This window comes from Saccharopolyspora gloriosae (assembly GCF_022828475.1).
Lineage (GTDB): Bacteria > Actinomycetota > Actinomycetes > Mycobacteriales > Pseudonocardiaceae > Saccharopolyspora_C > Saccharopolyspora_C gloriosae_A.
This window is the reverse complement of the sequence record NZ_CP059557.1, coordinates 4,935,185-4,956,784: the sequence shown is the minus strand read 5'-3', so window position 1 is coordinate 4,956,784 and position 21,600 is coordinate 4,935,185. Positions and strand designations below refer to the sequence as shown.

At 68.5% G+C, this 21,600-nt stretch carries 16 protein-coding genes; 10 read left to right on the top strand and 6 right to left on the bottom strand.

Annotated elements, in window-relative coordinates; genetic code table 11:
- Positions 1 to 11 precede the first annotated feature (11 nt).
- The 4 genes from H2Q94_RS21490 to H2Q94_RS21475 are packed head-to-tail and all read left to right on the top strand — an operon-like array spanning position 12 to position 3,726.
- Positions 12 to 2,345 carry a nitrate- and nitrite sensing domain-containing protein gene (locus H2Q94_RS21490; protein WP_243788997.1) on the top strand — a complete coding sequence of 778 codons (2,334 nt, stop codon included), beginning with the start codon at positions 12 to 14 and terminating at the stop codon, positions 2,343 to 2,345.
- A 7-nt stretch (positions 2,346 to 2,352) separates the two neighbouring features.
- A complete protein-coding gene (locus H2Q94_RS21485; RefSeq protein ID WP_243788996.1) occupies positions 2,353 to 2,781 on the top strand; it encodes a roadblock/LC7 domain-containing protein in 429 nt (142 codons plus the stop codon).
- Positions 2,778 to 3,146 (top strand): DUF742 domain-containing protein, encoded by a 369-nt coding sequence (locus tag H2Q94_RS21480; RefSeq protein WP_243788995.1) that lies wholly within the window; start codon positions 2,778 to 2,780, stop codon positions 3,144 to 3,146. Before H2Q94_RS21485 ends, H2Q94_RS21480 begins: the two co-directional genes overlap by 4 nt.
- A gap of 16 nt (positions 3,147 to 3,162) precedes the next feature.
- A complete protein-coding gene (locus H2Q94_RS21475) occupies positions 3,163 to 3,726 on the top strand; it encodes a GTP-binding protein (protein WP_243788994.1) in 564 nt (187 codons plus the stop codon).
- Between the two features lie 277 nt (positions 3,727 to 4,003).
- On the opposite strand, the gene H2Q94_RS21470 is transcribed toward H2Q94_RS21475, so the two are convergent.
- From H2Q94_RS21470 to pruA, 4 genes are all read right to left on the bottom strand, one after another.
- Positions 4,004 to 5,377 carry a tryptophanase gene (locus H2Q94_RS21470; RefSeq protein ID WP_243788993.1) on the bottom strand — a complete coding sequence of 458 codons (1,374 nt, stop codon included), beginning with the start codon at positions 5,375 to 5,377 and terminating at the stop codon, positions 4,004 to 4,006.
- A gap of 75 nt (positions 5,378 to 5,452) precedes the next feature.
- Positions 5,453 to 6,427, bottom strand: a complete 975-nt coding sequence (locus tag H2Q94_RS21465; RefSeq protein WP_243788992.1) for a tryptophan dimethylallyltransferase family protein — start codon at positions 6,425 to 6,427, stop codon at positions 5,453 to 5,455.
- Between the two features lie 931 nt (positions 6,428 to 7,358).
- Complete coding sequence (locus H2Q94_RS21460; protein ID WP_243788991.1) at positions 7,359 to 8,288, bottom strand: proline dehydrogenase family protein; 930 nt, start codon at positions 8,286 to 8,288, stop codon at positions 7,359 to 7,361.
- 29 nt (positions 8,289 to 8,317) lie between these two features.
- A complete protein-coding gene (gene pruA, locus H2Q94_RS21455) occupies positions 8,318 to 9,946 on the bottom strand; it encodes an L-glutamate gamma-semialdehyde dehydrogenase (protein ID WP_243788990.1) in 1,629 nt (542 codons plus the stop codon).
- A 161-nt stretch (positions 9,947 to 10,107) separates the two neighbouring features.
- Here pruA and H2Q94_RS21450 point away from each other — a divergent pair, with 161 nt between their 5' ends.
- Entirely contained in the window at positions 10,108 to 11,709 is a 1,602-nt protein-coding gene (locus tag H2Q94_RS21450) for a PucR family transcriptional regulator (protein ID WP_309501054.1), read from the top strand.
- Positions 11,710 to 12,173: 464 nt separating this feature from the next.
- Here the strand turns inward: H2Q94_RS21450 and coaA are convergent, their stop codons facing one another.
- Both coaA and H2Q94_RS21440 read right to left on the bottom strand, forming a co-directional pair.
- Positions 12,174 to 13,100, bottom strand: a complete 927-nt coding sequence (coaA, locus tag H2Q94_RS21445; protein WP_243788988.1) for a type I pantothenate kinase — start codon at positions 13,098 to 13,100, stop codon at positions 12,174 to 12,176.
- Positions 13,101 to 13,262: 162 nt separating this feature from the next.
- Positions 13,263 to 14,714, bottom strand: coding sequence for an amino acid permease (locus H2Q94_RS21440; RefSeq protein WP_243788987.1), 1,452 nt, complete (start codon positions 14,712 to 14,714; stop codon positions 13,263 to 13,265).
- Positions 14,715 to 14,965: 251 nt separating this feature from the next.
- On the opposite strand from H2Q94_RS21440, the gene H2Q94_RS21435 reads away from it, so the two are divergent.
- The 5 genes from H2Q94_RS21435 (at position 14,966) to H2Q94_RS21415 (ending at position 21,521) form a co-directional block, all read left to right on the top strand.
- Positions 14,966 to 15,418 (top strand): universal stress protein, encoded by a 453-nt coding sequence (locus H2Q94_RS21435; protein ID WP_243788986.1) that lies wholly within the window; start codon positions 14,966 to 14,968, stop codon positions 15,416 to 15,418.
- Positions 15,399 to 16,397: an adenylate/guanylate cyclase domain-containing protein gene (locus H2Q94_RS21430; protein ID WP_243788985.1), complete on the top strand. Its 999-nt coding sequence runs from the start codon at positions 15,399 to 15,401 to the stop codon at positions 16,395 to 16,397. Before H2Q94_RS21435 ends, H2Q94_RS21430 begins: the two co-directional genes overlap by 20 nt.
- 485 nt (positions 16,398 to 16,882) lie before the next feature.
- A complete protein-coding gene (locus H2Q94_RS21425; protein ID WP_243788984.1) occupies positions 16,883 to 18,268 on the top strand; it encodes an FAD-binding oxidoreductase in 1,386 nt (461 codons plus the stop codon).
- A 25-nt stretch (positions 18,269 to 18,293) separates the two neighbouring features.
- Entirely contained in the window at positions 18,294 to 19,526 is a 1,233-nt protein-coding gene (locus H2Q94_RS21420) for an SAM-dependent methyltransferase (protein ID WP_243788983.1), read from the top strand.
- A 102-nt stretch (positions 19,527 to 19,628) separates the two neighbouring features.
- Complete coding sequence (locus H2Q94_RS21415) at positions 19,629 to 21,521, top strand: caspase, EACC1-associated type (RefSeq protein WP_243788982.1); 1,893 nt, start codon at positions 19,629 to 19,631, stop codon at positions 21,519 to 21,521.
- The last annotated feature ends 79 nt before the right edge of the window (positions 21,522 to 21,600 follow it).

Sequence of the window (21,600 nt, the reverse complement as noted above, 5' to 3'; positions counted from 1 at the left end):
CGTGGAGCGCTGTGAGCACAACAGATCCCGACAACGTCACCAAGCCACCTGGTGAACCTCAGAGCACGTCGGAAAGATCCATCCGATCCAGCCTGACGCTGGCGGTCACGATCCCCTGGATCGTCGTGCTGGTGCTGTGGCTCGTCTGGTGTGCGTCGTTCATCACCGACGGTGTCTACACCCGGCTGATCGCGTCCGGTGTACGGCAGGTATCGCTGCCCGCCGTCACCGCGCTCGACGCGGTGCAGACCGAACGCCAGCTGAGCCAGGAGCTGCTCGCCGCCGGCGGCGGCGACCAGACCGCGCTGCAACAGCAGCAGGCCCGGACCGACGCCGCGGTCGGCGACATGAACCGGACGATCGAGTCGGCGCTGAGCTCGGCGCCCGCCGCGATCGCCGTTCCCGTCGAGCAGCTGACCACCGAACTCGGAAAGCTGCCGCAGATCCGTTCCCGGCTGGCCGCCGGGCAGGTCTCGTCCCCCGAGCTCACCGACTACTACAACAACGTCTTCACGATCGCGACCGAACTGTTCGACGTCCAGTCCCGCATCGTGCCGGACACCGACGCCTCGCAGGGCGGTATCGCCGCGACCGCGCTGTTCCGCTCCACCGACTTGATGTCGCGGGAGTCGGCGCTGATCTCCACGGCGCTCACCACCGGTCGGCTCCCCGCGGACCAGCACCTCCAGCTGATCCAGCTCAACGGGTCGTACCACACCGAGCTGGAGAAGAACGTCTCCTACCTGAAGCCCGCGGTGCGCGCGCGCTACGAGCGGCTGGTGTCCTCCCCGGAGTGGGCGCAGCTGGTCGTCGCGGAGAACAAGCTGCTGCAGCAGGGCGAATGGTCGGACCCGGCGGAGACCGGAGTGTCGCTGGAGGAGTGGCGGCGCCTCACCGACGCCGTCGGCGGCGAACTCACCGCGCTCACCCGGGACCAGGCCGATCAGGTCTCCACCGAGGCCGTGGACAACGGCGACAACGCCATCACCACCGCCGTCGCCGGTGCGATCGCGGCCGGTCTGTTCGCGCTGGGCTTCTTCTTCTGGACGCGTCGCCGGTACCGCTCGGTCATCGACGGCTCGCTGCTGCCCCGTCTGCAGCGACTCAGCGCCGAGGCCCGCGAACTCGCCGAGAAGACCCTGCCGTCGATGATGCGCAGGGTGCGATCCGGTGACCGGGTCGAGGTCGAGTCCAACGCGCTGCAGGGCTACGGCTCCGACGAGATCGGTCAGGTCGCCGACGCGTTCCGCGCCTTCCAGCAGGAAGCGCTGCAGGCGGCGATCAACGAGGCCGACACCCAGCAGGGCGCCCTCACCTTCTACATCGGACAGACGCGCCGCGTGCAGTCCGCGCTCGGGCCGCTGCCGCAGCGACTCGACGCGCTGCTGCAGAACGAGGAGGACCCGGACCGGCTCGGTGCCCTGTTCGCGCTGGACGAGTCGGTCACCCAGGCCCGGCACGTCGTGGAGAACCAGCTCGTGCTCTGCGGCGCCGCACCCGGCCGCCGCTGGAGCAGGCCGCGCGACCTCACCGAGATCCTGCGCGCCTCCGCCGCCGAGACCAAGCACCACGACCGGTTGCGGCTGGGCCACGTGCCCAGCGTCGGCGTGACCCCGCAGGTGATCGGCGACATGCTGCGCATGTTCGCCGAGCTGTTCGCCAACGCCGCCTCGTTCTCGCCGCCCGGCACCGATGTGCACGTGGAGGCCGTGTCCGTGGGCAGCGGACTCGTCGTGCAGATCTCCGACCGCGGTGTCGGCATGACCCCGGATGCGCGCAACGGCGCCAACGAGACGATGAAGAATCCGCCCGGGTTCGCCTCGCTGGTGCGGCTCGGTGACCGAGGCGAGCAGCTCGGCCTGTTCACCGTGGCCCAGCTGGCGGAGCGCAACGAGTGGGTCGTCGAGTTCGGCACCTCGATCTACCAGGGCGTGCGGGCCGAGATCTTCATCCCGCAGGTGCACCTGGTCACCGAAGACGATGAGGAACGCCGCGACTCGTGGAGCGGCGACGTCCCGGTGGCGTCGGCGAGCGCACCCGCGCAGCCGCTGCCCACCAGGGTGCCGTCCGCGGCGAGCGGCACCGTCGTGGCCGAGCCGGTCGTGCAGGAGGAGCCGAAGCCCGAGGCACCGCGCGCGAGCACGGAAGGTGAGCACATGGACCGACCTCCGCTCCCGCAGCGGGTTCCCTACGCCGATCTTCCGGCCGGTTTCGGTGAGGACGAGCCGACAGATCGGCAGAGCAAGCCTGAGTTCGCACCGGGATTGATGACTTTCTTCAACGCCGACAGGAAGTCGCGCGACGACGCAGGCGACAAGCCCAATTCCGACGACGACATGCAGTGAGGAAAGCGTGAACGACGTGATGAACTCCCGGAAGCCGGAGCTGGACCTGGCTTGGCTTCTCGACCAGATGCTGGACAACGTGCCGGACACGTTGCACGCCCTGGTGCTCACCCATGATGGTCTGCCCGCCGCGTTCTCGAAGAACCTCGACCAGGACCGGGCCGACAAGATCTCGGCCGCCTGCGGCACGCTGCGCGCCACCAGCAAGGCGCTCAGCCACGAGCTGGAGGGCGGGGACATCGACATGAACCTGCTCGCCACCGAGACCCAGTCGATGTACGTGCTGGCCGTGGACCCGCGCAACTCGGTGCTGGTCGTCGCGGGTCGCACCGTCGACGCCGAGCAGCTGCAATACGAGATGCGGCGGCTGATCAAGAACGTGGGTGAGCGGCTCGGCAAGGGCGCGCGCAACCCGGTCGGTGCGGACAAGCATTGACCGCGCCCGACAACGACGCGTGGTACGACGACGATGCCGGCCGGATGGTGCGCTCGTACGCGCTGACCGGCGGCCGCACCCCGGACGCGGCGCTCAGCCTTGACCGGGCCACCCAGGTCGTCGCGACCTTGGCCGACGCCGGCCACGGGGCCGCGGAGACACCCGAGCACGAGGCCATCCTGCAGCGGTGCGGAGCTCCGCAGTCGATCGCGGAACTGTCCGCATCGCTGAGCCTGCCGCTGGGCGTCATCCGGGTGCTCTGTTCCGACCTGCTCGAACACGGATCACTTGCGCGTTCCCGCATGGTGCAACCGCGCGATCGAGACATTTTGGAGGCAGTGCTTGCCGGACTCAACAGGCTCTGACGGCGCACCACCCGTGATGCCCGATTCGGTGAAGCTGGTCGTCGCGGGCGGGTTCGCCGTGGGCAAGACGACCTTCATCGGCTCGGTCAGCGAGATCACGCCGCTGAGCACCGAAGAGGAAATGACCGAGGCGAGCGTCGGCGTCGACGACCTCACCGGTATGGAGATGAAGCGGACCACCACGGTGGCGCTGGACTTCGGGCGCATCACGATCTCGAAGGAGATCGTGCTGTACCTGTTCGGCACGCCGGGGCAGGCCCGGTTCGGTTCACTGTGGACGGAGCTGTCCACCGGCGCCATCGGCGCGGTGGTGTTGCTGGACACCCGTCGGCTCGCGATGGGCTTCCCGTCCATCGACTTCTTCGAGCGGCGCAAGATTCCGTTCGTCGTCGCGATGAACTGCTTCGAGGACACGCAGTTCAGCTACACCGAGGACGAAGTGCGCGGCGCCGCGGCGATGAACCCGGAGACCCCCATCCTGTTCTGCGACGCACGGGACCGGGACTCCAGCAAGAAGGTGCTGGTCACCCTGGTGAAGCACGCCCTGCACCAGCGAGACCTGGCCGCAGCGAACAACTGACGGGCGGGAAGAAGAGGGGGTGGGCCAAGCGGCCCACCCCCCTTCTTTTTCTCAGAAGTGCTCGTCCTGCCAACGGCGAAGCCGAATCTAACGGCCGAAGGCCGTGCCCGTATGTGCGAAGCACATAGCCCACGTCGAAAAAACGACCACCGGGTTCTCAGTGGCCTTCTCGCGAGGACGGCCTTTCCCTCGTGGTCGGAGCCACTCGGGAAGAAGATCCCGCAGCGAGAGGGCCACTGAGGTTCCGCCACCCGGACACCAACGCAGGCCGCCCCCGTCAGGACAACGAAGTCAACCGGCAGTCGAAGTGGCGTAGGAGTGGGGGAGCCGAGGTGAGGCGGTAACCCGGTACCTGTTCCGGTTCCTTCGCGATGTCGTCCAGCACGGATCCGACGAACCGCAGGTGCGTCTCGTCGTAGGACCGCCGCGGGATCGCCAGCCGCACCAGCTCGAACGGCGCCGGTTCGCGCAGCCGGAGACCGTCGTCGAGCTCACCGAGGTAGAGCGAGCCGAGCTCGGCGGCCCGGATTCCGCCGCGCCGGTAGAGCTCGCAGGCCAACGCGTGACCGGGGAACTCGGCAGGCGTCAGGTGCGCGAGCAACCTGCCCGCGTTCAGGTAGATCGCGTGCATCCCGGATGGGCGCACCGTGCTCACTCCGGCTTGGTGGGCCAGTTCCGCGAGCAGCGCCGCGGAGCTCTCCCGGCCCGCCAGGTGCTGCGGGTCGGTCACCTCGCGCAGGCCCTGCGCCACGACCTCCAGGTCTCGCCCGGAAATGCCGCCGTAGGTGACGAATCCTTCGCCCGCGATCACCAGCGCCTTGCACCGCTGGGCCAACGCGTCGTCGCGCATGGCCAGCAGACCGCCGGCGTGGCCGAGGCCGTCCTTCTTCAGGCTGATCACGCAGCCGTCGGCCAGCGCGAACTGGTGGCGTGCCACGTCGCGCGGATCCCAGCTCGAGTAGCCGGGTTCCCGGCGGGTGACCAGCCACGCGTTCTCCGCGAAACGCGCCCCGTCCAGCCAGAACGGCACGCCGTGGCGACGGGCGATCTCGGCGGCCGCCGTCATGTTCGCGATCGAGACCGGCTGTCCGCCCAGCCCGTTGTTCGTGATCGTCATCAGCACGATGGCGACCTTCGAGCCCTCCGGTCCGGCCAGCGTCCGCTCCAGCGCGCCAAGGTCGATGTCGCCCTTGAACGGGAGGTCGGAGTCCAAATCGGACGAAGCGGTGCAGGGCAGGTCCAGCGCCCGGCCACCGGCGATCTCGACGTTGGCGCGAGTGGTGTCGAAGTGGGTGTTGCTGATGCTGATCTGACCGGGCGAGAGCAGCGAGGAGAACAGGACGCGTTCGGCCGCGCGGCCCTGGTGCACGGGGAAGATGTGTTGGTACGGAACGAGATCGCGTACCGATTCCTCGAATCTGTACCAGCTCGCCGAGCAGGCGTAGCTTTCATCGGCCCGTTCGGCGGCGGCCCGCTGCGCGGTGGACAGCGCGCCGGTGCCGGAGTCGGAGAGGAAATCGATGCTCACGGTGCGGCCGTCGATCTTGAACGGGTTGTACCCGGCCCGTTCGATCTCGCGTTCCCGATCATCGCGGGAGAGCGCGGGAACCGGTTTGACGACCGCGGCCAGGGTGGTCGGGAAGTCCAGCATGGTTGCTCCTCAAGCGAGGGCCGAGCCCCAGGGGGGTAGGGCTCGGACGTGAAGTGCGGGGGAGAGGCGCGGAGGTCACCGCGGCGGATACGACGGTTGCTGGTATGCCTCAGCGGAGAGGTACTGCGTCACTCCCGAGTGGGAGCCGCCGATCCGCAGCGAGGTGTGGGCGAGCAGTCCGGCACCGTCGGACAGCGGGCGCGCGGCGACCGCGGACAGCGCTCGTTCGAAGATCCCGGTGTCCATCCCGCGCCGCCGCAGCGCCCGCCACACCCGGTCCTGCGCGACCCCGTCGTGCGGCACGTAGCCGCGAATGGGGACGTAGATGCTGTAGTTGCTGGGGATCGCGGTGTCGTCGCCGGAGAACGCGTAGCTGGAGATCAGCGGTCTGCCCTCGAAGCAAGCCGTGTCGCCGCCGGTGTCCCAGCAGAAGTCGATCACTTGCTGCGGGTCGACGTCCGGCACGGCCTTGGCGGCCCGCGCCGGTGTCTCCGCGGCCGCTTCGTGGTGGCTCAGGTACACCTTCACGCGGGCTTGCGGGCTCCCGGAGATGTCCAGGGCGAAGAACGTGAACTGGTCGAGCTCGCCGCGCAGCAGCGCGTTCTCCCGGATCGTGTCGTAGGCGCCGGTGAGTCCGAGTCTGTCGAGGCTTTCGGCGACGAGCTCTCCCGCGCTTCCCTCGCCCCTCACCAGCGGATTCAAGTACACCTTGATCGCCGGTGGGCCGTCGGGGGAGAAGATGAACGAGAACCACAGGGTGAACAGGCCGGACGGGTTCGCCGGGAGGAACAGGTCCCGGATGGCGTTGAACTTGTTCAGCGGCAGTGCGTAGGTCTCCGCGAGCTCTTCGAGCAGGGTGATCGCGGCACCGGGGTCCAGATCGGACTCGCCGTCCGGCGGCGTCTCGCCGAGCATGCGGATGCGGCGCCGTCCGCTGTTGTCGACGGCTAAGGAGAATTCGACCGGCGTGTGGTCGTCGGCGACCTCCGACGGCCAGGACGGAACCAGGGACAGTGGTCTCGATTCTGATTTGCCGAGTAGTTTCGACAATATGGCGAGTGGGATTGAATCCGCGATTCCGACCGAACCGCACAGATTCGATAATTGTTTTTTGGTGTACTCGCCGAGTGTTGCACCGGCCGCGCCCACAGCGCCTCCGATCGTGGGGATAAGAATTACTTGCGAGTCAGGTTACCCGGGGGTGTTCACCTTTTGGAGATTCCAAAATCATCGCCGAGGTGGTAAGACATGCGGGAGTAGTTGATCAGTAAATCGTCACGCACCGTACCGGCGAGCCGTTATGCAGCCGGTTTTCTGAGGCGTGCGGCAAGCGGCGGCAGGGCGGGGGGCTGTTCGGCGTGCCCGGCGGCCTGAAAATGATCACCCGTTTGGCAGACCGCGATACCAGGTCGTAACGACCCCCGGGGTCTCAATGCCGAGCGTGGCGCCCACGCGGTGGTCAGCACGCCGTGGCGCGGCCGCCGGGCGCCCCCGTGGTTGCCGAGATGTTGCTCACTCGCAGGAGTGGCGGACGGTACGACGGGGTCGTCGGCCCAACGCCGAGCCGGGTGTCTGCCGTTCGCCTCAGTGGCGGCATCCGGCCGTGCCTCGGAGGTTCGGGGTCGGTGTGGTAACCCGGCACAATCGGACTAGCGGTGTACTTGAATGCGCTCGCCCATTTGGGCATGTCGCATTTCTATGGATTGCGCTCGAGTTGCGACTGTCATTGCGATTATGGAATCGCGACAAGGAATGTAGGCATGTTTAGATTTCCGATTAGGATGGAATGGTGGCCAATTGGTGATCGTTTATGGGTCGGCGGACACAGATGGTGTCGAATGTGTCTGAAAATGCTTATATTGGACCGTATGGTCTCGGCTGTGGCGACACATGGTTCGACCGAATGGGCGCGAAGAGGGCGGAAACGCAGCAAGGCCGGCCGGGCGATCGCCCAGCCGGCCCTGTGCCGGTAGTGCCTCGGTCAGCTCCGCCCGAGCAGCGAACGGGCGAAGAAGGCCAGGTTCGCGGGACGCTCGGCCAGCCGCCGCATGAAGTAGCCGTACCACTCGTCGCCGTAGGCCACGTACACCCGCAGGCGGTGGCCGTCGGCGGCCAGCCGCACCTGCTCGGCGGGGCGGATCCCGTAGAGCATCTGGAACTCGAAGCTCTCCGGCTCCCGCCGGGCGCGAGCGGCCAGGTCGGTCGCGATCGCCACCATCCGCGGATCGTGCGTCGCCACCATCGGATAACCCGCGCCCTGCATCAGGATTCGCAGGCACCGCACGTAGGACCGGTCCACTTCGGCTCGTTCCTGGAACGCCACCGACGCGGGCTCGGCGTAGGCGCCCTTGCACAGCCGCACCCGCGAGCCCGCGGTGGCCAGCTCTCGGCAGTCCTGCTCGGTGCGCCGCAAGTACGCCTGCAACACCGCACCCGTCGACGGGAAGTCCACCCGCAGGTTCCGCAGGATGTCCAAAGTGGAATCCGTGGTGGTGTGGTCCTCCATGTCGAGAGTGACCGTGGTGCCCGCCGCGGCCGCGGCCTCGCAGATCAGCCGAGCGTTCTCCAGCGCGATCTTCTCGCCGTCCTCGGGCAGGAACTGCCCCACCGCGGACAACTTCACCGACACCTCGGCCCGCTCCGCCGACCCCTCGTCGCTGAGCGAGCCGAGGACCGCCCGGTACGCGTTCACGGTGTCCGTCGCCTGCCCGGAATCACGGGTGTCCTCGCCCAGGTGGTCCAGGCTCACGTGCAGTCCACGCGCCGAGAGGGCGCGGGTCACCTCGACCGCGTCCTGCGCGGTCGTCCCGGCGACGTAGCGGTTCACGACCGGACCCGTCAGCGGATTGGCCTCCACGAGCCGGCGCACGTTCGCCGAACCCGCCGCCGCCAGCAATGCCGAGCGCAGCATCGGATCTCCTCGAAAGCGTTGGGAACGGATCAGTCCATGTGCGGGTAGCCGAGGTGCGTCGGCGCGACGAAGGTCTCCTTGATCGCGCGCGGGCTGGTCCACCGCTGGATGTTGAACATCGAGCCCGCCTTGTCGTTGGTGCCGGAGGCCCGGCTGCCGCCGAAGGGCTGGCGCGACACGATCGAACCGGTGGGCTTGTCGTTGACGTAGAAGTTCCCCGCCGCGTGCCGCAACTTCCGGTGCGCCAGCTCGATCGCGGACCGGTCGGTCGAGAACACCGCGCCGGTCAGCGCGTACTGGCTGGAGGAGTCGACCACGTCCAGGATTTCCGAGTACCGCGCGTCGTCGTAGACGTGCACCGCGATGATCGGCCCGAAGTACTCGGTGCTGAACACCTCGTCGGCCGGGTCCGAGCAGACCAGCACCGTGGGCTGCACGAAGTAGCCGACGGAGTCGTCGCACTCGCCGCCCGCGAGGACCTCCACCGAGGCGGTGTCGCGCGCCCGCTGCAGCGCCGCCTTGTGCTTGGCGAACGCGCGGGCGTCGATCACCGCGCCGCCGAAGTGCGCGAAGTCGGTGACGTCGCCGAAGCTGATCGACCGGGTGAGATCCGCGAGCTCCTCGCGCAGTCCCGACTCCCAGATCGACCGCGGCACGTAGGCCCGGGAGGCGGCCGAGCACTTCTGCCCCTGGTACTCGAACGCGCCCCGCGCGAACGCCGTCGCCAGCGGCGCCGGATCGGCCGAAGGGTGCACGACGATGAAGTCCTTGCCGCCGGTCTCACCGACGATGCGCGGGTAGCTGCGGTAGGAGTCGAGGTTGTCGGAGACGGTGCGCCACAACTTCTTGAACGTGGCCGTGGACCCGGTGAAGTGCAGCCCGGCGAAGTCCGCGTCGCCCAGCGCGACCTCGCTGACCGCCTGGCCGTCGCCGGTGACCAGGTTGATCACGCCGGGAGGCAGCCCGGCGGCCTCCAGCATGCGCATCGTGTAGTGCGCCGCGAGCTGCTGCGACGGAGTCGGCTTCCACACGACCGTGTTGCCCATCAGCGCCGGAGCGGTGGGCAGGTTCCCGGCGATGGCGGTGAAGTTGAACGGGGTGATCGCGGTGACGAAGCCGTCCAGCGGCCGGTACTCCATCCGGTTCCACTCGCCCGCGACGGAACTCGGCTGCTCGGCCAGGATGCGCCGCGCGTAGTGCACGTTGAACCGCAGGAAGTCGATGAACTCGCAGGCCGCGTCGATCTCGGCCTGCTGCACCGACTTGGACTGCCCGAGCACGGTGGCGCCGTTGATGGTGTCCCGCCACGGCCCGGCCAGCAGGTCCGCGGCCCGCAGCAGCACGGCGGCGCGTTCGTCGAAGGAGGTCGCCGCCCACTCCGGTGCGGCCTGCTTCGCGGCCCGCACCGCGTCGGCCACGTCTTCGCGGGTGGCTTGCGCGGAGGTGCCCAGCACGTGCGCGTGCTTGTGCGGCTGCACCACGTCGAAGCGGTCGCCGCCCGCCATGCGCTGCACGCCGTTGATGGTGGAGGTGAGGTCGAGGCGTTCGGATTCGAGCTCGGCGATGCGCTTGTGCAGCGATTCCCGCTCCGCCGAGCCGGGAGCGTAGGACTTGACCGGTTCGTTGCTCGGGGCCGGAACGGTGGTGATGGCATCCATGGCCTTGTCGCCTCCTTGCTCGTCGATGGGGGCACCTGGTTACCCAGAACACTAGGAGCGGGACGGCGATGTGCGGCTGTACGATCAGCCATCTTTGGAGGGAGCGTGTTGTCCGGTTGAACAAGGATCCTCGTGGGTCGGCTGCGACCGCGGGAGCGCCGTTGCGGCAGCTGCTGGTCGCCGTCGGAGAGCCGCTGATCGACCTGCTCGCCGCGCCCGCAGGCCTGGACGTCGACGTGCGTGACGTGGTGATCGTGGAGCCGGAGGAGGACTCCACGACGACCCCCGGCGATCTGGTGCTGGTGATCGGAGTGCGCGGTCGTTCCGCGCTGCGCCAGGTCCGGGCCGCGGGCCGCGACGGTGCCGCGGCGGTGGCGGTGAAGACGCAGACCGAGCAGGACGCGCGAGCGTTGCGGGACGCCGCGCTCGACGCGGGGATCGCGCTGTTCGGGGTGTGGCCGGAGGTGCGTTGGGAGCAGTTGGAGTCGCTGGTGCGCTCGGTCGTGGACAACGCGCGGTTGACCGTCGAGGCCGATGCGGGGGAGTCGCTCGGGGACCTGTTCTCGCTGGCCCAGACGGTCGCGGCGATGACCGACGGCATCGTGAGCATCGAGGACACCGCCAGCAGGGTGCTCGCGTACTCCCGCTCCGACGACGACGTGGACGAGCTGCGCAGGCTGTCCATCCTCGGCCGCCGCGGACCTGAGCCCTACCTGGCGATGCTGCGCGAGTGGGGCGTGTACGAGCGGTTGCGCTCCGGTGAGGAGGTCGTGCGGGTGGACGAACGCCCCGACCTCGGCATTCGGCGGCGGATGGCGGTCGGCATCCACGCGGGTTCACAGCCGCTGGGCACGATCTGGGTGCAGGAAGGGGCGAAACCGCTCGAGGAGCGTTCGCGGCGGGCGTTGCTCGGCGCGGCCCGGGTGGCCGCGGTGCAGCTGATCCGGCAGCGCGCGGAGGCCAGCGCCGCGCCACCCCTGCGGGAGAACCTGTTGATCGGGCTGCTCGACGGCAAGGTCGACGCGGTCGGCGTGGCCGGCGACATCGGAGCCGACACGTCCCGACCTGCGGTGGTCGTGGCGTTCACCTTGCGCGGACGCGCCGGTGTGTCGGACCGGCCGGAGCTGGAGCTGGAGCGCACCGAGATGACCGGGCTGATTTCGGTGCACGCCGCGGCCTACCGGCGCAGCGCCCTGGTGACGACGTTGAATTCGCGGGTGTACGTGCTGCTGCCGGATCTGCCCTCGAGGGCGATGCCCGGGGTGCTCGGCATGACCAAGGAGATCGTGGCAGCCGCAGGCCTGCACCTGCGGGCGACCGCGCAGGCCGGGGTGGGGTCGGTGGTGGCGGGGCTGGACGAGGTGCCGCAGTCGCGCGCGGAGGCGGACCGCGTGCTGGACGCGATGGCGCACGACCTGGACACGGGGATCGCCACCATCGCCGACGTGCGGTCCCGCGTGGTGCTCAGCGAGCTGCTCACCGTGCTCGGCGGCAACGAGCGGTTCCGCGATCCGCGGCTGAACGCGCTGTTCGAGCACGACGCGGAGCATTCCGGCTCGCTGGCCCGGTCGGTGCTGGCGTACCTGGAGCATTTCGGCGACGTACGAGCCGCGAGCTCCGCCCTGCACGTGCACCCGAACACCCTGCGCCATCGCACCCGCAGAGCCGCCGAGATCACCGGCCTGGACCTCACCGATCCGGCCGAACGCCTAACGGCCCACCTCCACCTGCTCCTGCGCCGCAGAACAGACCGCCACCGCTGACCCCGCCCGCCTTACAGCGAAGCCGCGCAGTCAACGACGAAGTCCGCGAACGCCGAACAAAGCCCCGCCTGCCTCGCGGCCGAAGGCCGTGCCGTTGGGCGGCGAAGTCCGCGAAGGGCGGGCGAAGCCCCGCCTGCCTTGCGGCGAAGCCGTGCCGTTGGGCGGCGAAGTCCGCGAAGGGCGGGCGAAGCCCCGCCTGCCTTGCGGCGAAGCCGTGCCGTTGGGCGGCGAAGTCCGCGAAGGGCGGCGAAGCCCCGCCTGCCTTGCGGCCGAAGGCCGTGCCTGTATGTGCGAAGCACATAGCCCACGCAAGCAAGATGACCACCGGCGGGTTCTCAGCTGTCTTCTCGCGAGGACAACTTTTTCCCTCGTGGCGGAGCCACTTGGGAAAAAGATCCCGCAGCGAGAAGACAGCTGAGGTTCCGCCACCCGACCACCCAAGCAAAAAGAGCCCAGCCACCAGCTCAAAGTTTACGGAGGCGGACTCTGTTGATGGTGTGGTCTGAGTCTTTGCGCAGGACCAGGGTGGCGCGGGGGCGGGTGGGCAGGATGTTGTCCACCAGGTTCGGCCGGTTGATGGTGTGCCACAGGTGGTGCGCTTCGGCGCGGGCGTCTTCGTCGGAGAGGTTCGCGAAGTGGTGGAAGTGCGAATCGGGGTCGGCGAAGGCGGTGCCGCGCAGCGCCAGGAAGCGATCCGTGTACCAGCGTTCGATGTTCTCGGTGTGCGCGTCCACGTAGATCGAGAAGTCGAACAGGTCCGAGACGGCGAGGCCCGCGCCGGGCTGCAGCACGTTGAGGCCTTCGACGATGAGGATGTCCGGTTGCCGCACCACCTGTTCGTGGCCGGGCACGATGTCGTAGGCCAGGTGCGAGTACACCGGAGCGGTCACCGCGTCGGCACCGGACTTGACCTCGGTGACGAAGCGCAGCAACGCTCGCCGGTCGTAGCTCTCCGGGAACCCTTTGCGGTGCATGATGCCGCGCCGCACCAGCTCGGCCTTGGAGTGCAGGAACCCGTCGGTGGTGACCAGGTCGACCTGGGGATGGTCCGGCCAGCGGGCCAGCAGCGTCCGCAGGATGCGCGCGGTGGTCGACTTGCCGACTGCGACGCTGCCCGCGAGGCCGATCACGAACGGCACCTTCGGCGCCGTCTCCCCGAGGAACGTGGTGGTGCTGTCGTGCAGTCGCTGCCGGGCCGCGACCTGGAGGTTGATCAGCCGGGACAGCGGCAGGTACACGTCGGCGACCTCGTCGAGGTCGACGGGTTCGCCGAGGCCGCGCAGGGCCTCCAGTTCGGAATGCGACAGGGGCAGCGGCAGCGAGTCGCTGAGCTCCCGCCACTGCTTGCGGTGCAATTCGACGTACGGGCTCAGTTCGCGGACACGCGTCACAGCGCACACCCCTCGACGTTGAGGACCGGCCCGGCCAGAGCTTCTTCGGCCGGTCCGCACCGGTGCCGCCGACCCGGCGGCACCGGCAACCCTAGATCTCGGGTACCCACGTGCGCTGTGACGCAGTGCACCGTCACCGCGACTGATCAGGTGATCGTCGACTCATGACGCGTCGTCGGACCGCCGGTTCATCAGGGAGTGGCGGTAGCCGTACGCCGCGTACACGATCAGGCCGATCACGAACCAGAGGCCGAACCGCAGCCAGGTCTCCGGTGCCAGGAAGGTCACCAGCCACAGCGAGAACACGATGCCGATGATCGGCACGATCGGCATGCCGGGTGTGCGGAAACCGCGCGGCAGGTCGGGCCGCCGGTAGCGCAGCACGATCACCGCGGCGCACACGACGACGAACGCGAGCAGGATGCCGATGTTGGTCAGCTCGGCGGCTTCCTCGATGGGCAGCAGCCCGGCGAACACGGCGGAGACGATGCCGATGAGCCAGGTGAACCGGGACGGCACCTTGCGCACCGGGTGCGTGCGGGAGAACCACTTCGGCAGCAGGCCGTCGCGGGACATGGCGAAGCCGACGCGGGTGGCGCCGAGCATGAAGGTGAACAGCACGGTCAGGATGCCGAGGATCGCTCCGATGGCGATGATCGCGCCCACCACGGGCAGGCCGACGTCGGCGAACGCGGTGGCGAACGCGCTTTCCTCACTGATCTGCTGGTACGGGATCATGCCGGTGAGCACCAGGCAGGCCAGCACGTACAGCACCATCGAAATGATCAGCGAGTACATGATGGCCTTGGGCATGTGCTTCTGGGAGTCCTTGGACTCCTCGGCGGCGGTGCTCATCGCGTCGTAGCCGAACACGGCGAAGAACACGGTGGCCGCGCCCGTGACGGCGCCGCCGATGCCGAACGGGAAGAACGGTGTGTAGTTGCCGGCGTTGATGTGGAACGCGCCGACGATCACCACGAGCAGCACGACGCCGACCTTCAGGTAGACCAGCGCGGTCTCGAACTTGGCTGCGCTCTTCATGCCTTGGTTGAGCACGAACGCGATCAGCAGGCACAGCAGCATCGCGAACAGGTTGACCTTGTAACTGCCCGGTGGGGCGTCCCCGCCCTCGGTGCCCGGTGCGCCCACCATCCACAGTGGCAGGTCGATGTGCAGGAATCCGAGCAGTTCGTTGAAGTAGCCGGAGATGCCGATCGCCACCACGGATGCGATCGCGGTGTACTCCAGCAGCAGGTCCCAGCCGATCAACCAGCCGACGATCTCGCCGAGCACCGCGTAGCCGTAGGTGTAGGCGGATCCGGCTTTCGGGATCATTCCGGCGAATTCCGCGTAGGAGAACGCGGCCGCGGCGCTGGCGATGCCCGCGATCAGGAACGAGATCAGCACCGCGGGCCCGGCTTTGCCGTGCGCGACCGCCCCCGCTAGCGAGAAGACCCCGGCGCCGATGATGCCGCCGACCCCGATCGCGGTGAGCTGCCACAGGCCCAGCGTGCGTTGCAGCCCGGTGCTCGATTCGCCGTCGTCTTCGGCTATCGAGTCGATGGGCTTGCGCCGCAACACTCCTTTTCCGGGGCTGAGCCCAGGTACTGCCATCGCATCCTCCTAGAGGGTCCGTAGGTTGCGGCGAAACGTACGTGTCGCGGCGAACCCTGAGGTTTGTGGGGCGCGACGACGTTTCCCATGATCCTTTGTCGACCCGTACCATGATCGATTGAGATCACGATTCGGGACTCGGCGTCGCCCCGCTGCGGTCCTTGCCCGAATTGCGTGACGAGTCGGCCGCCCGGTCGTTAGTGTTCACGTCCGCGCGAAGCGTGTATCACGCAACGGAGGGTGATCTGCAGATGTCGAGTTACCGCAGTGTCGTTGTCGGAACGGACGGGTCGCCCCCCTCACTGCGGGCGGTGTCCAAGGCGGCGGCGGTCGCGGCGGACACATCGGCCAAACTGGTCATCGTGTGCGCCTACTACCCGAGCAGCGAACGCGAGGTCGAGCAGGCTCAGGACGAGCTGGGCGGCGAGGCGTTCCAGGTGATCGGCTCGGCGCCCGCGGAGCAGACGCTGCTGGAGGCGGCGGACCACGCCAGGCAGGCGGGTGCGCCCGAGGTGGAGACCGTGGCGCTGGTGGGCGCCCCGGTGACGTCGCTGGTGGAGGCGGCCGACAAGGCGGACGCGGACCTGCTCGTCGTGGGCAGCAGGGGTCTGAACACGCTCAAAGGCCGATTGCTCGGGTCGGTGCCTTCCGAGGTTTCCCGCCGGGCGGATTGCGATGTGCTCGTTGTCCGGACCTCGCGATGAGGACGGGCCTCGGGACGGAGCGGAGTCGCCGCTCGGTCCCGAGGTCGAAAAGGCGCTGCTGGGCAGCGAGTTCCGGTATACCAAGGCGGAGGTGGCGGAGAAGGCGGACGTCGACCTGGCCCGCGCGGAGCGGCTGTGGCAGGCGATGGGGTTCGCCCACGTCGAGGACGACGAGGTGCTGTTCACCGATGCGGACGTGCAGGCCGTGCGCACGCTGGTGCAGCTCGTCTCCGCCGAGGTGATCACCACCGAGGTGGAGACGGCGGTCGCGCGCACCCTCGCGCAGACGATGTCGCGGCTGGCCGAGTGGCAGGTCGGGATCTTCCGGTCGGTGCTCGGCGACCGGTTCGCCGAGGACCTGGACGTCACCGCGCAGTTCGCCGGGGCGATCGCGCCGGTGATGGAGCAGTTGCAGGGCTACGTGTGGCGCAGGCACCTCGCGGCGACCGCCGCGCGTGAGCTCACCGAGCGCGGCAGCGCGGCCGACGAGCGCGTGCAGGTGATCGGCTTCGCCGACCTGGTGGGCTACACGCGTCTGATCCGCGACTTCAGCGAGGTCGAGCTGGCGGGCCTGATCGACGAGTTCGAGGAAACGGCGACCGGCGTGGTCGCGGAGAACCGCGGCCGCATCGTGAAGACGGTCGGCGACGAGGTCCTGTTCGTGACCGACACGGCGGCGGACGCGGCGGAGATCGCGTTGACCCTCAACGAGCGGATCAACGGTGCGGGCAAGTTGCCGCCGCTGCGGATCGGGCTGGCCCAGGGGCCGGTGCTGGCGAGGTTCGGCGACGTGTACGGCTCGACGGTGAACATCGCCAGCAGGCTCACCTCGGTGGCCCGGCCGGCTTCGGCGTTGGTGGACCGGGAGCTCGCGACCGCGCTGCGTTCGCATCCCGGTTACTCGCTGACGTCGATCGGGCCGACGAAGGTGCAGAGTTTCCGCGGGTTGCGCGCGTACGCCTTGCGTCGCGCTCGCTGAGCGGAGGCGTCGCGGTTCGTGCGGCGGGGCGGTTTCGGGGCCGGTGAGGTCGACGGAAGCGCCGGCGGGCGTCTGGGGTAGAGATCATCCGCTTCGCGGGAGTCGTCCCGAAGCGGCGCGGACGACAGGTTCGTGGGCGGGCGTCGGGGGCGCCCGCGCCCAGGCGCGGTCGACGGCCCGTCGTCGGGTGCTCACGCACTGGGCCGATCGGGCGGACCCGGTGCCCGATGTGATCAATATCGCTCGAACGGAGCAGCTGGGCTGGTCGGCCGGTTGTGAGCATCTCGGCGAAGCCGCTTCCGCAGTTGATCGCCGAGTCGGGTGACCTGCGAAATCAGTTGTGTGACGCAACTTGTTGCGGGGTTTCCGGTACCGGTGGATCGCTTGAGGTTCGGGCGATCCAACCGGCCAACTGGACGAGCCCGCCGCCGCGAGCTCCGCAAAGTGGGATGCCGGGTCTCCGCTGGCGCCATATGGTCGGACCCATGGGAGTCGATCCGGGAATCTCGGGAGCAGTGCCTGCCGACCACTCCGACGAGGTAGCCGCCCTGGTCGATGAATACGCGAAAATCCCGCCCGGACAGCAGGTGCGGCTGGCCAAGCCCACCTCCAACCTGTTCCGGTTCCGCGACCCGGCCACCACCGGACTCGACGTCGGCAGGCTCAACCGGGTGCTGTCGGTGGACCCGGGCACCCGCACCGCGCAGGTGCAGGGCATGGCCACCTACGAGACCGTCGTCGCCGCGCACCTGCCCACCGGGCACGTGCCACTGGTCATCCCGCAGCTCAAGACGATCACCCTCGGCGGCGCCGTCGCAGGCCTCGGCATCGAGGCCGCCTCGTTCCGCAGCGGCCTGCCGCACGAATCGGTGCGCGAGATGGAGATCCTCACCGGCTCCGGCGAGGTCGTCGTGGCCCGGCCGGACAACGAGCACGCCGACCTGTTCCGCGGCTTCCCGAACTCCTACGGCACGCTCGGCTACGCGCTGCGCCTCGAAGTCGAGATCGAACGCACCGAGCCCTACGTGCGGCTGCGCCACATCCGGTTCTCCACCGCGGAGGAATGCGCCGCGGCCATCACGGAAATCTGCCGGGACCGCGAATTCGAAGGCCACCGGGTCGACTTCATCGACGGCACCGTGTTCGCCCCCGACGAGCAGTACCTCACCGTCGGCACCTACGTCGCCGAGGCGCCCGCGACCAGCGACTACACCGGCCAGGGGATCTACTACCGCTCGCTGCGCGACCACCAGACCGATCACTTGAGCACCCACGACTACCTGTGGCGCTGGGACACCGACTGGTTCTGGTGCTCCCGCGCGTTCGGCGTGCAGCACCCCGCGGTCCGCAAGGTGTGGCCCCGCAAGTACCGGCGCTCCGACGTGTACCGGCGCATCGTGGCCTGGGACCGCAAGGCCGGGCTCTCCGACCGGCTCGCCCGGCGCAGGGGAGCGGCGGGCAGCGAACCGGTGATCCAGGACGTGGAGATCCCGGTGACGCGGCTGCCGGAATTCCTGGAGTTCTTCCACCGCGAGATCGGCATCGAACCGATCTGGCTGTGCCCGGTCCAGCTGCGCGACCGGCAGGGCTGGTCGCTGTACCCGATGGACCCGGACACGCTCTACGTCAACGTGGGCTTCTGGTCCGCGGTCGACACGACACCCGGAGACGCGCCGGGAAAGTACAACCGCGCCATCGAAGACGTCGTCGGCGAACTGGACGGGCACAAGTCGCTCTACTCCGACTCGTTCTACGAACCGGAGGAGTTCTGGCGGCTCTACAACCGCCCCGCCTACGAGAAGTTGAAGGAGCGATACGACCCCGGCCAGCGGCTTCCCGGCCTGTACGAGAAGTGCGTCGGCAAGCGGTAGGGATCGTCAGGGAGGAGAACCGAACATGGGTTGGGCAGAGGTGTTCCCGCGGATCCTGGGGGAGGGACTCGACGTCGAGTTCCGTGCCTACGACGGCAGCCGTGCGGGACGGGCCGGAGCGGACATCGGCGTGGAACTGCGGTCTCCGCTGGCGTTGTCGCACCTGGCGGCCTCCCCGGACGAGCTGGGGCTGGTTCGGGCCTACGTCACCGGGGCACTCGAAGTGCACGGCGACATGCACGAGGCGCTGTCCCGGTTCCCGTCCATCGCGATCGACCAGGTGCCGACCCGCACGAAGCTCGACCTGATCGCCCGGCTCGGCGCGCAACGGTTGTGGTGGCCGGTCGGCCCGCCGCCGGAGGAGTACCGCCCGCGCGGCGGCCTGCGGCACTCGAAGCTGCGCGACAGCAAATCCGTCTCGTACCACTACGACGTGTCGAACCGGTTCTACGAGTGGGTCCTCGGCCCGTCGATGGCCTACACCTGCGCCGTGTACCCGGAAGCGGGCTCCAGCCTGGAGGAGGCGCAGTACACCAAGCACGACCTGGTGGCGCGCAAACTCGGCTTGGGCGAGGGCATGCGGCTGCTCGACGTCGGCTGCGGCTGGGGCGGCATGGTGATGCACGCCGCGGAGCGCTACGGGGTGCGCGCGCTGGGCGTGACCTTGTCGCTGCAGCAGGCGCAGTGGGCGCAGAAGGCCATCGTGGACCGCGGCCTCGCCGACCTGGCCGAGGTGCGGCACCTGGACTACCGGGACGTGCCGGAGTCGGACTTCGACGCGATCAGCTCGATCGGCATGACCGAGCACATCGGACTGGGGCAGCTGCCCGGGTACTTCTCGTCGCTGCGCGAGAAGCTGCGCCCCGGCGGCCGCTTGCTGAACCACTCCATCACCCGCCCCGACGGCACCCGCGGGTCCAAGCCGGGCAAGTTCATCGGCCGCTACGTGTTCCCCGACGGCGAGCTGGAGGGGCCGGGGACGCTGATGTCGGCGATGCACGACAACGGTTTCGAAGTCCGCCACACCGAGGACCTGCGCGATCACTACGCCCTGACCCTCCGCGACTGGTGCGCGAACCTGGAAGAGCACTGGGACGAGGCGGTCGACGAGGTCGGTCCGGCGCGGGCGCGGATTTGGCGCCTCTACATGGCGGGCTCCCGGCTGGGCTTCGAACTCAACAACATCCAACTCCACCAGATGCTCGGAGTCCGGTTGGACGGAGGCCGCTCGGGCATGCCGCTGCGCCCGTCCTGGTGAGGGAACGGCCGGTGCCGGCAACGCAACGTGATGAGTTCGCTACCCTCTAGCGCGAGTCTTGTCCGACGCGGAGAACTGAATGCGGCCAGGGGCGGTGGTGAAGTGACCGGGAAGGGCCGGGCGCTGCTCATCGCCACCGACGGCTATTCGGACGGCACCTTCCGGCAGTTGCGGGCACCGCGTGCCGACGCCGAGGCGCTGGCCGCGGTGCTCGCCGACCCGGCCGTCGGCGGGTACGAGGTCGAAACGCTGCACAACCCGCCCGCACATGAGGCGAACCTGGCGATCGAAGACCTCTTTGCGGCGGCCTGGCTGGACGACCTGGTGCTGCTGTACATCTCCGGCCACGGCGTCCGGGACGACTTCGGCCAGCTGCACCTGGCGATGACGAACTCGCGCCACGACCGGCTCAACGCGACCGCGGTCAGCGCCCAGTTCGTCCGCAACCAGATGGACACCACGAGGTCGCGGCGAGTGGTTGTCGTCCTGGACTGCTGCTTCGCAGGCGCGTTCCCGCCAGGGAGCACGCATCGCGCGGGGGAGAGCGTCGGAGTCCTCTCCCAGCTGGGCGGGCGCGGTAGTGCGGTGATGACGTCGTCGTCGGCGCTGGAGTACTCCTTCGAATCAGGTCGCTCCGCCGGCTCGACGGTCGTGGGGACGGCCAGCCCGTCGGTGTTCACCGGAGCGCTGATCGAAGGCCTGCGTACCGGCGGAGCGGACCGCAACGGCGACGGCCTGATCGACGTAGATGAGCTCTACGACTTCATCTACGAACACGTCGAGGCCGCGGGCAGACCCCAGACTCCGGGCTTGGACAGCCAGTTCCAGGGACGCTTGATCGTGGCCGCGAGCGCTGTCGCGGCGGACCTCCCGCCGGAGTTCGCCCTAGCCCTGCGAAGTCCGTTGCCGGCGGTGCGTCTGGCAGCCGTGGACGAGTTGTCCGAGCGGTTGACATCGGACGGCGCCGATTCGGCAGAAGCGGTTAGGACTGCGCTGGAGAGACTGGCCAAGGATGACACCGATTCCGTCGCGATCGCCGCGCGCGCAGCTTTGGAGAGCACCGGTGCCACCAGCCGGCCAGGCGAAGCAGCGGGCGTGCGCAGCGGGTTCTTCCAGGAAGGTTTCGTTCCGAGTTCGTCCCCAGCAGCAAACCTGCCACGGTCGGCCACCGCGGAACAGCCGAACTCGGCTGTTCACGACTCGATCAACTTCGACGGGTTCGTTCCGGCGGCCACTCGCCGCGAAGATTCGGTTCGGTCTCCTGGTTTTCGGCGGAAACTGTTCATCAGTGCCGGAATCGCGACGGGTATCGCGGCCTTGGTCGCGGTGTTCTACCAAGGGGCAGAGTACGCCGCGTCACAGCACGCCGGTCATCTCTCCGGCGTACCGCAGCAACGGCAGGCCGGGAAAGTGCGAATACCTCCGGGCTTCGTGCCACTGCCAACGCGCCAGACCCCCTCGGCCGACCCGGTCAGGTGCGACTACCGGCCGGATGAAGGTGAGCGGCTCGCGCCCGGGAGCGCCCCGGCCAGCGGCGAAGTGCCTGCGAAGGGCATCGTGCGGGCCACCATCAACACCAACGTCGGTGCCATGCCGGCGATCTTGGACCGGTCGCTGGCGCCGTGCACGGTCAACAGTTTCGTCCACTTGGCCGAAAACGGCTTCTACGACAGCACCCATTGCCGCGGGGGGAACGTTCCGTCCCTCGTTTGCGGTCCCGTCCAGGACGGGCTGGGTGCTGGTTACACCTGGACCGACAAGGACGAGTTCACTAAGAAGGCCCACCTGCGCGGGTACCTGACCATGTCCGGCTCCGAGCGACCGGACTTCGGCGTGGACTTTGAAGACCACCAAAGTCTTTTCTCCGCGACGATCTTCGGCGCGATCTCCGAGGAGGGACTCGAGGTCATTGATGGGAAGCGGGGCGGAAGTGGTGATCCGGACAATGACAGCCTCAGCAGTATAATGATCACCAACGTTAATGTGGAAGTCTGACCGTTCGGAGCTTCCGGCTTGTCTGCGATAGCCGGACTGCTGGTCAGTCGACGATCAAGGCAAAAGCGGTGCGCACATT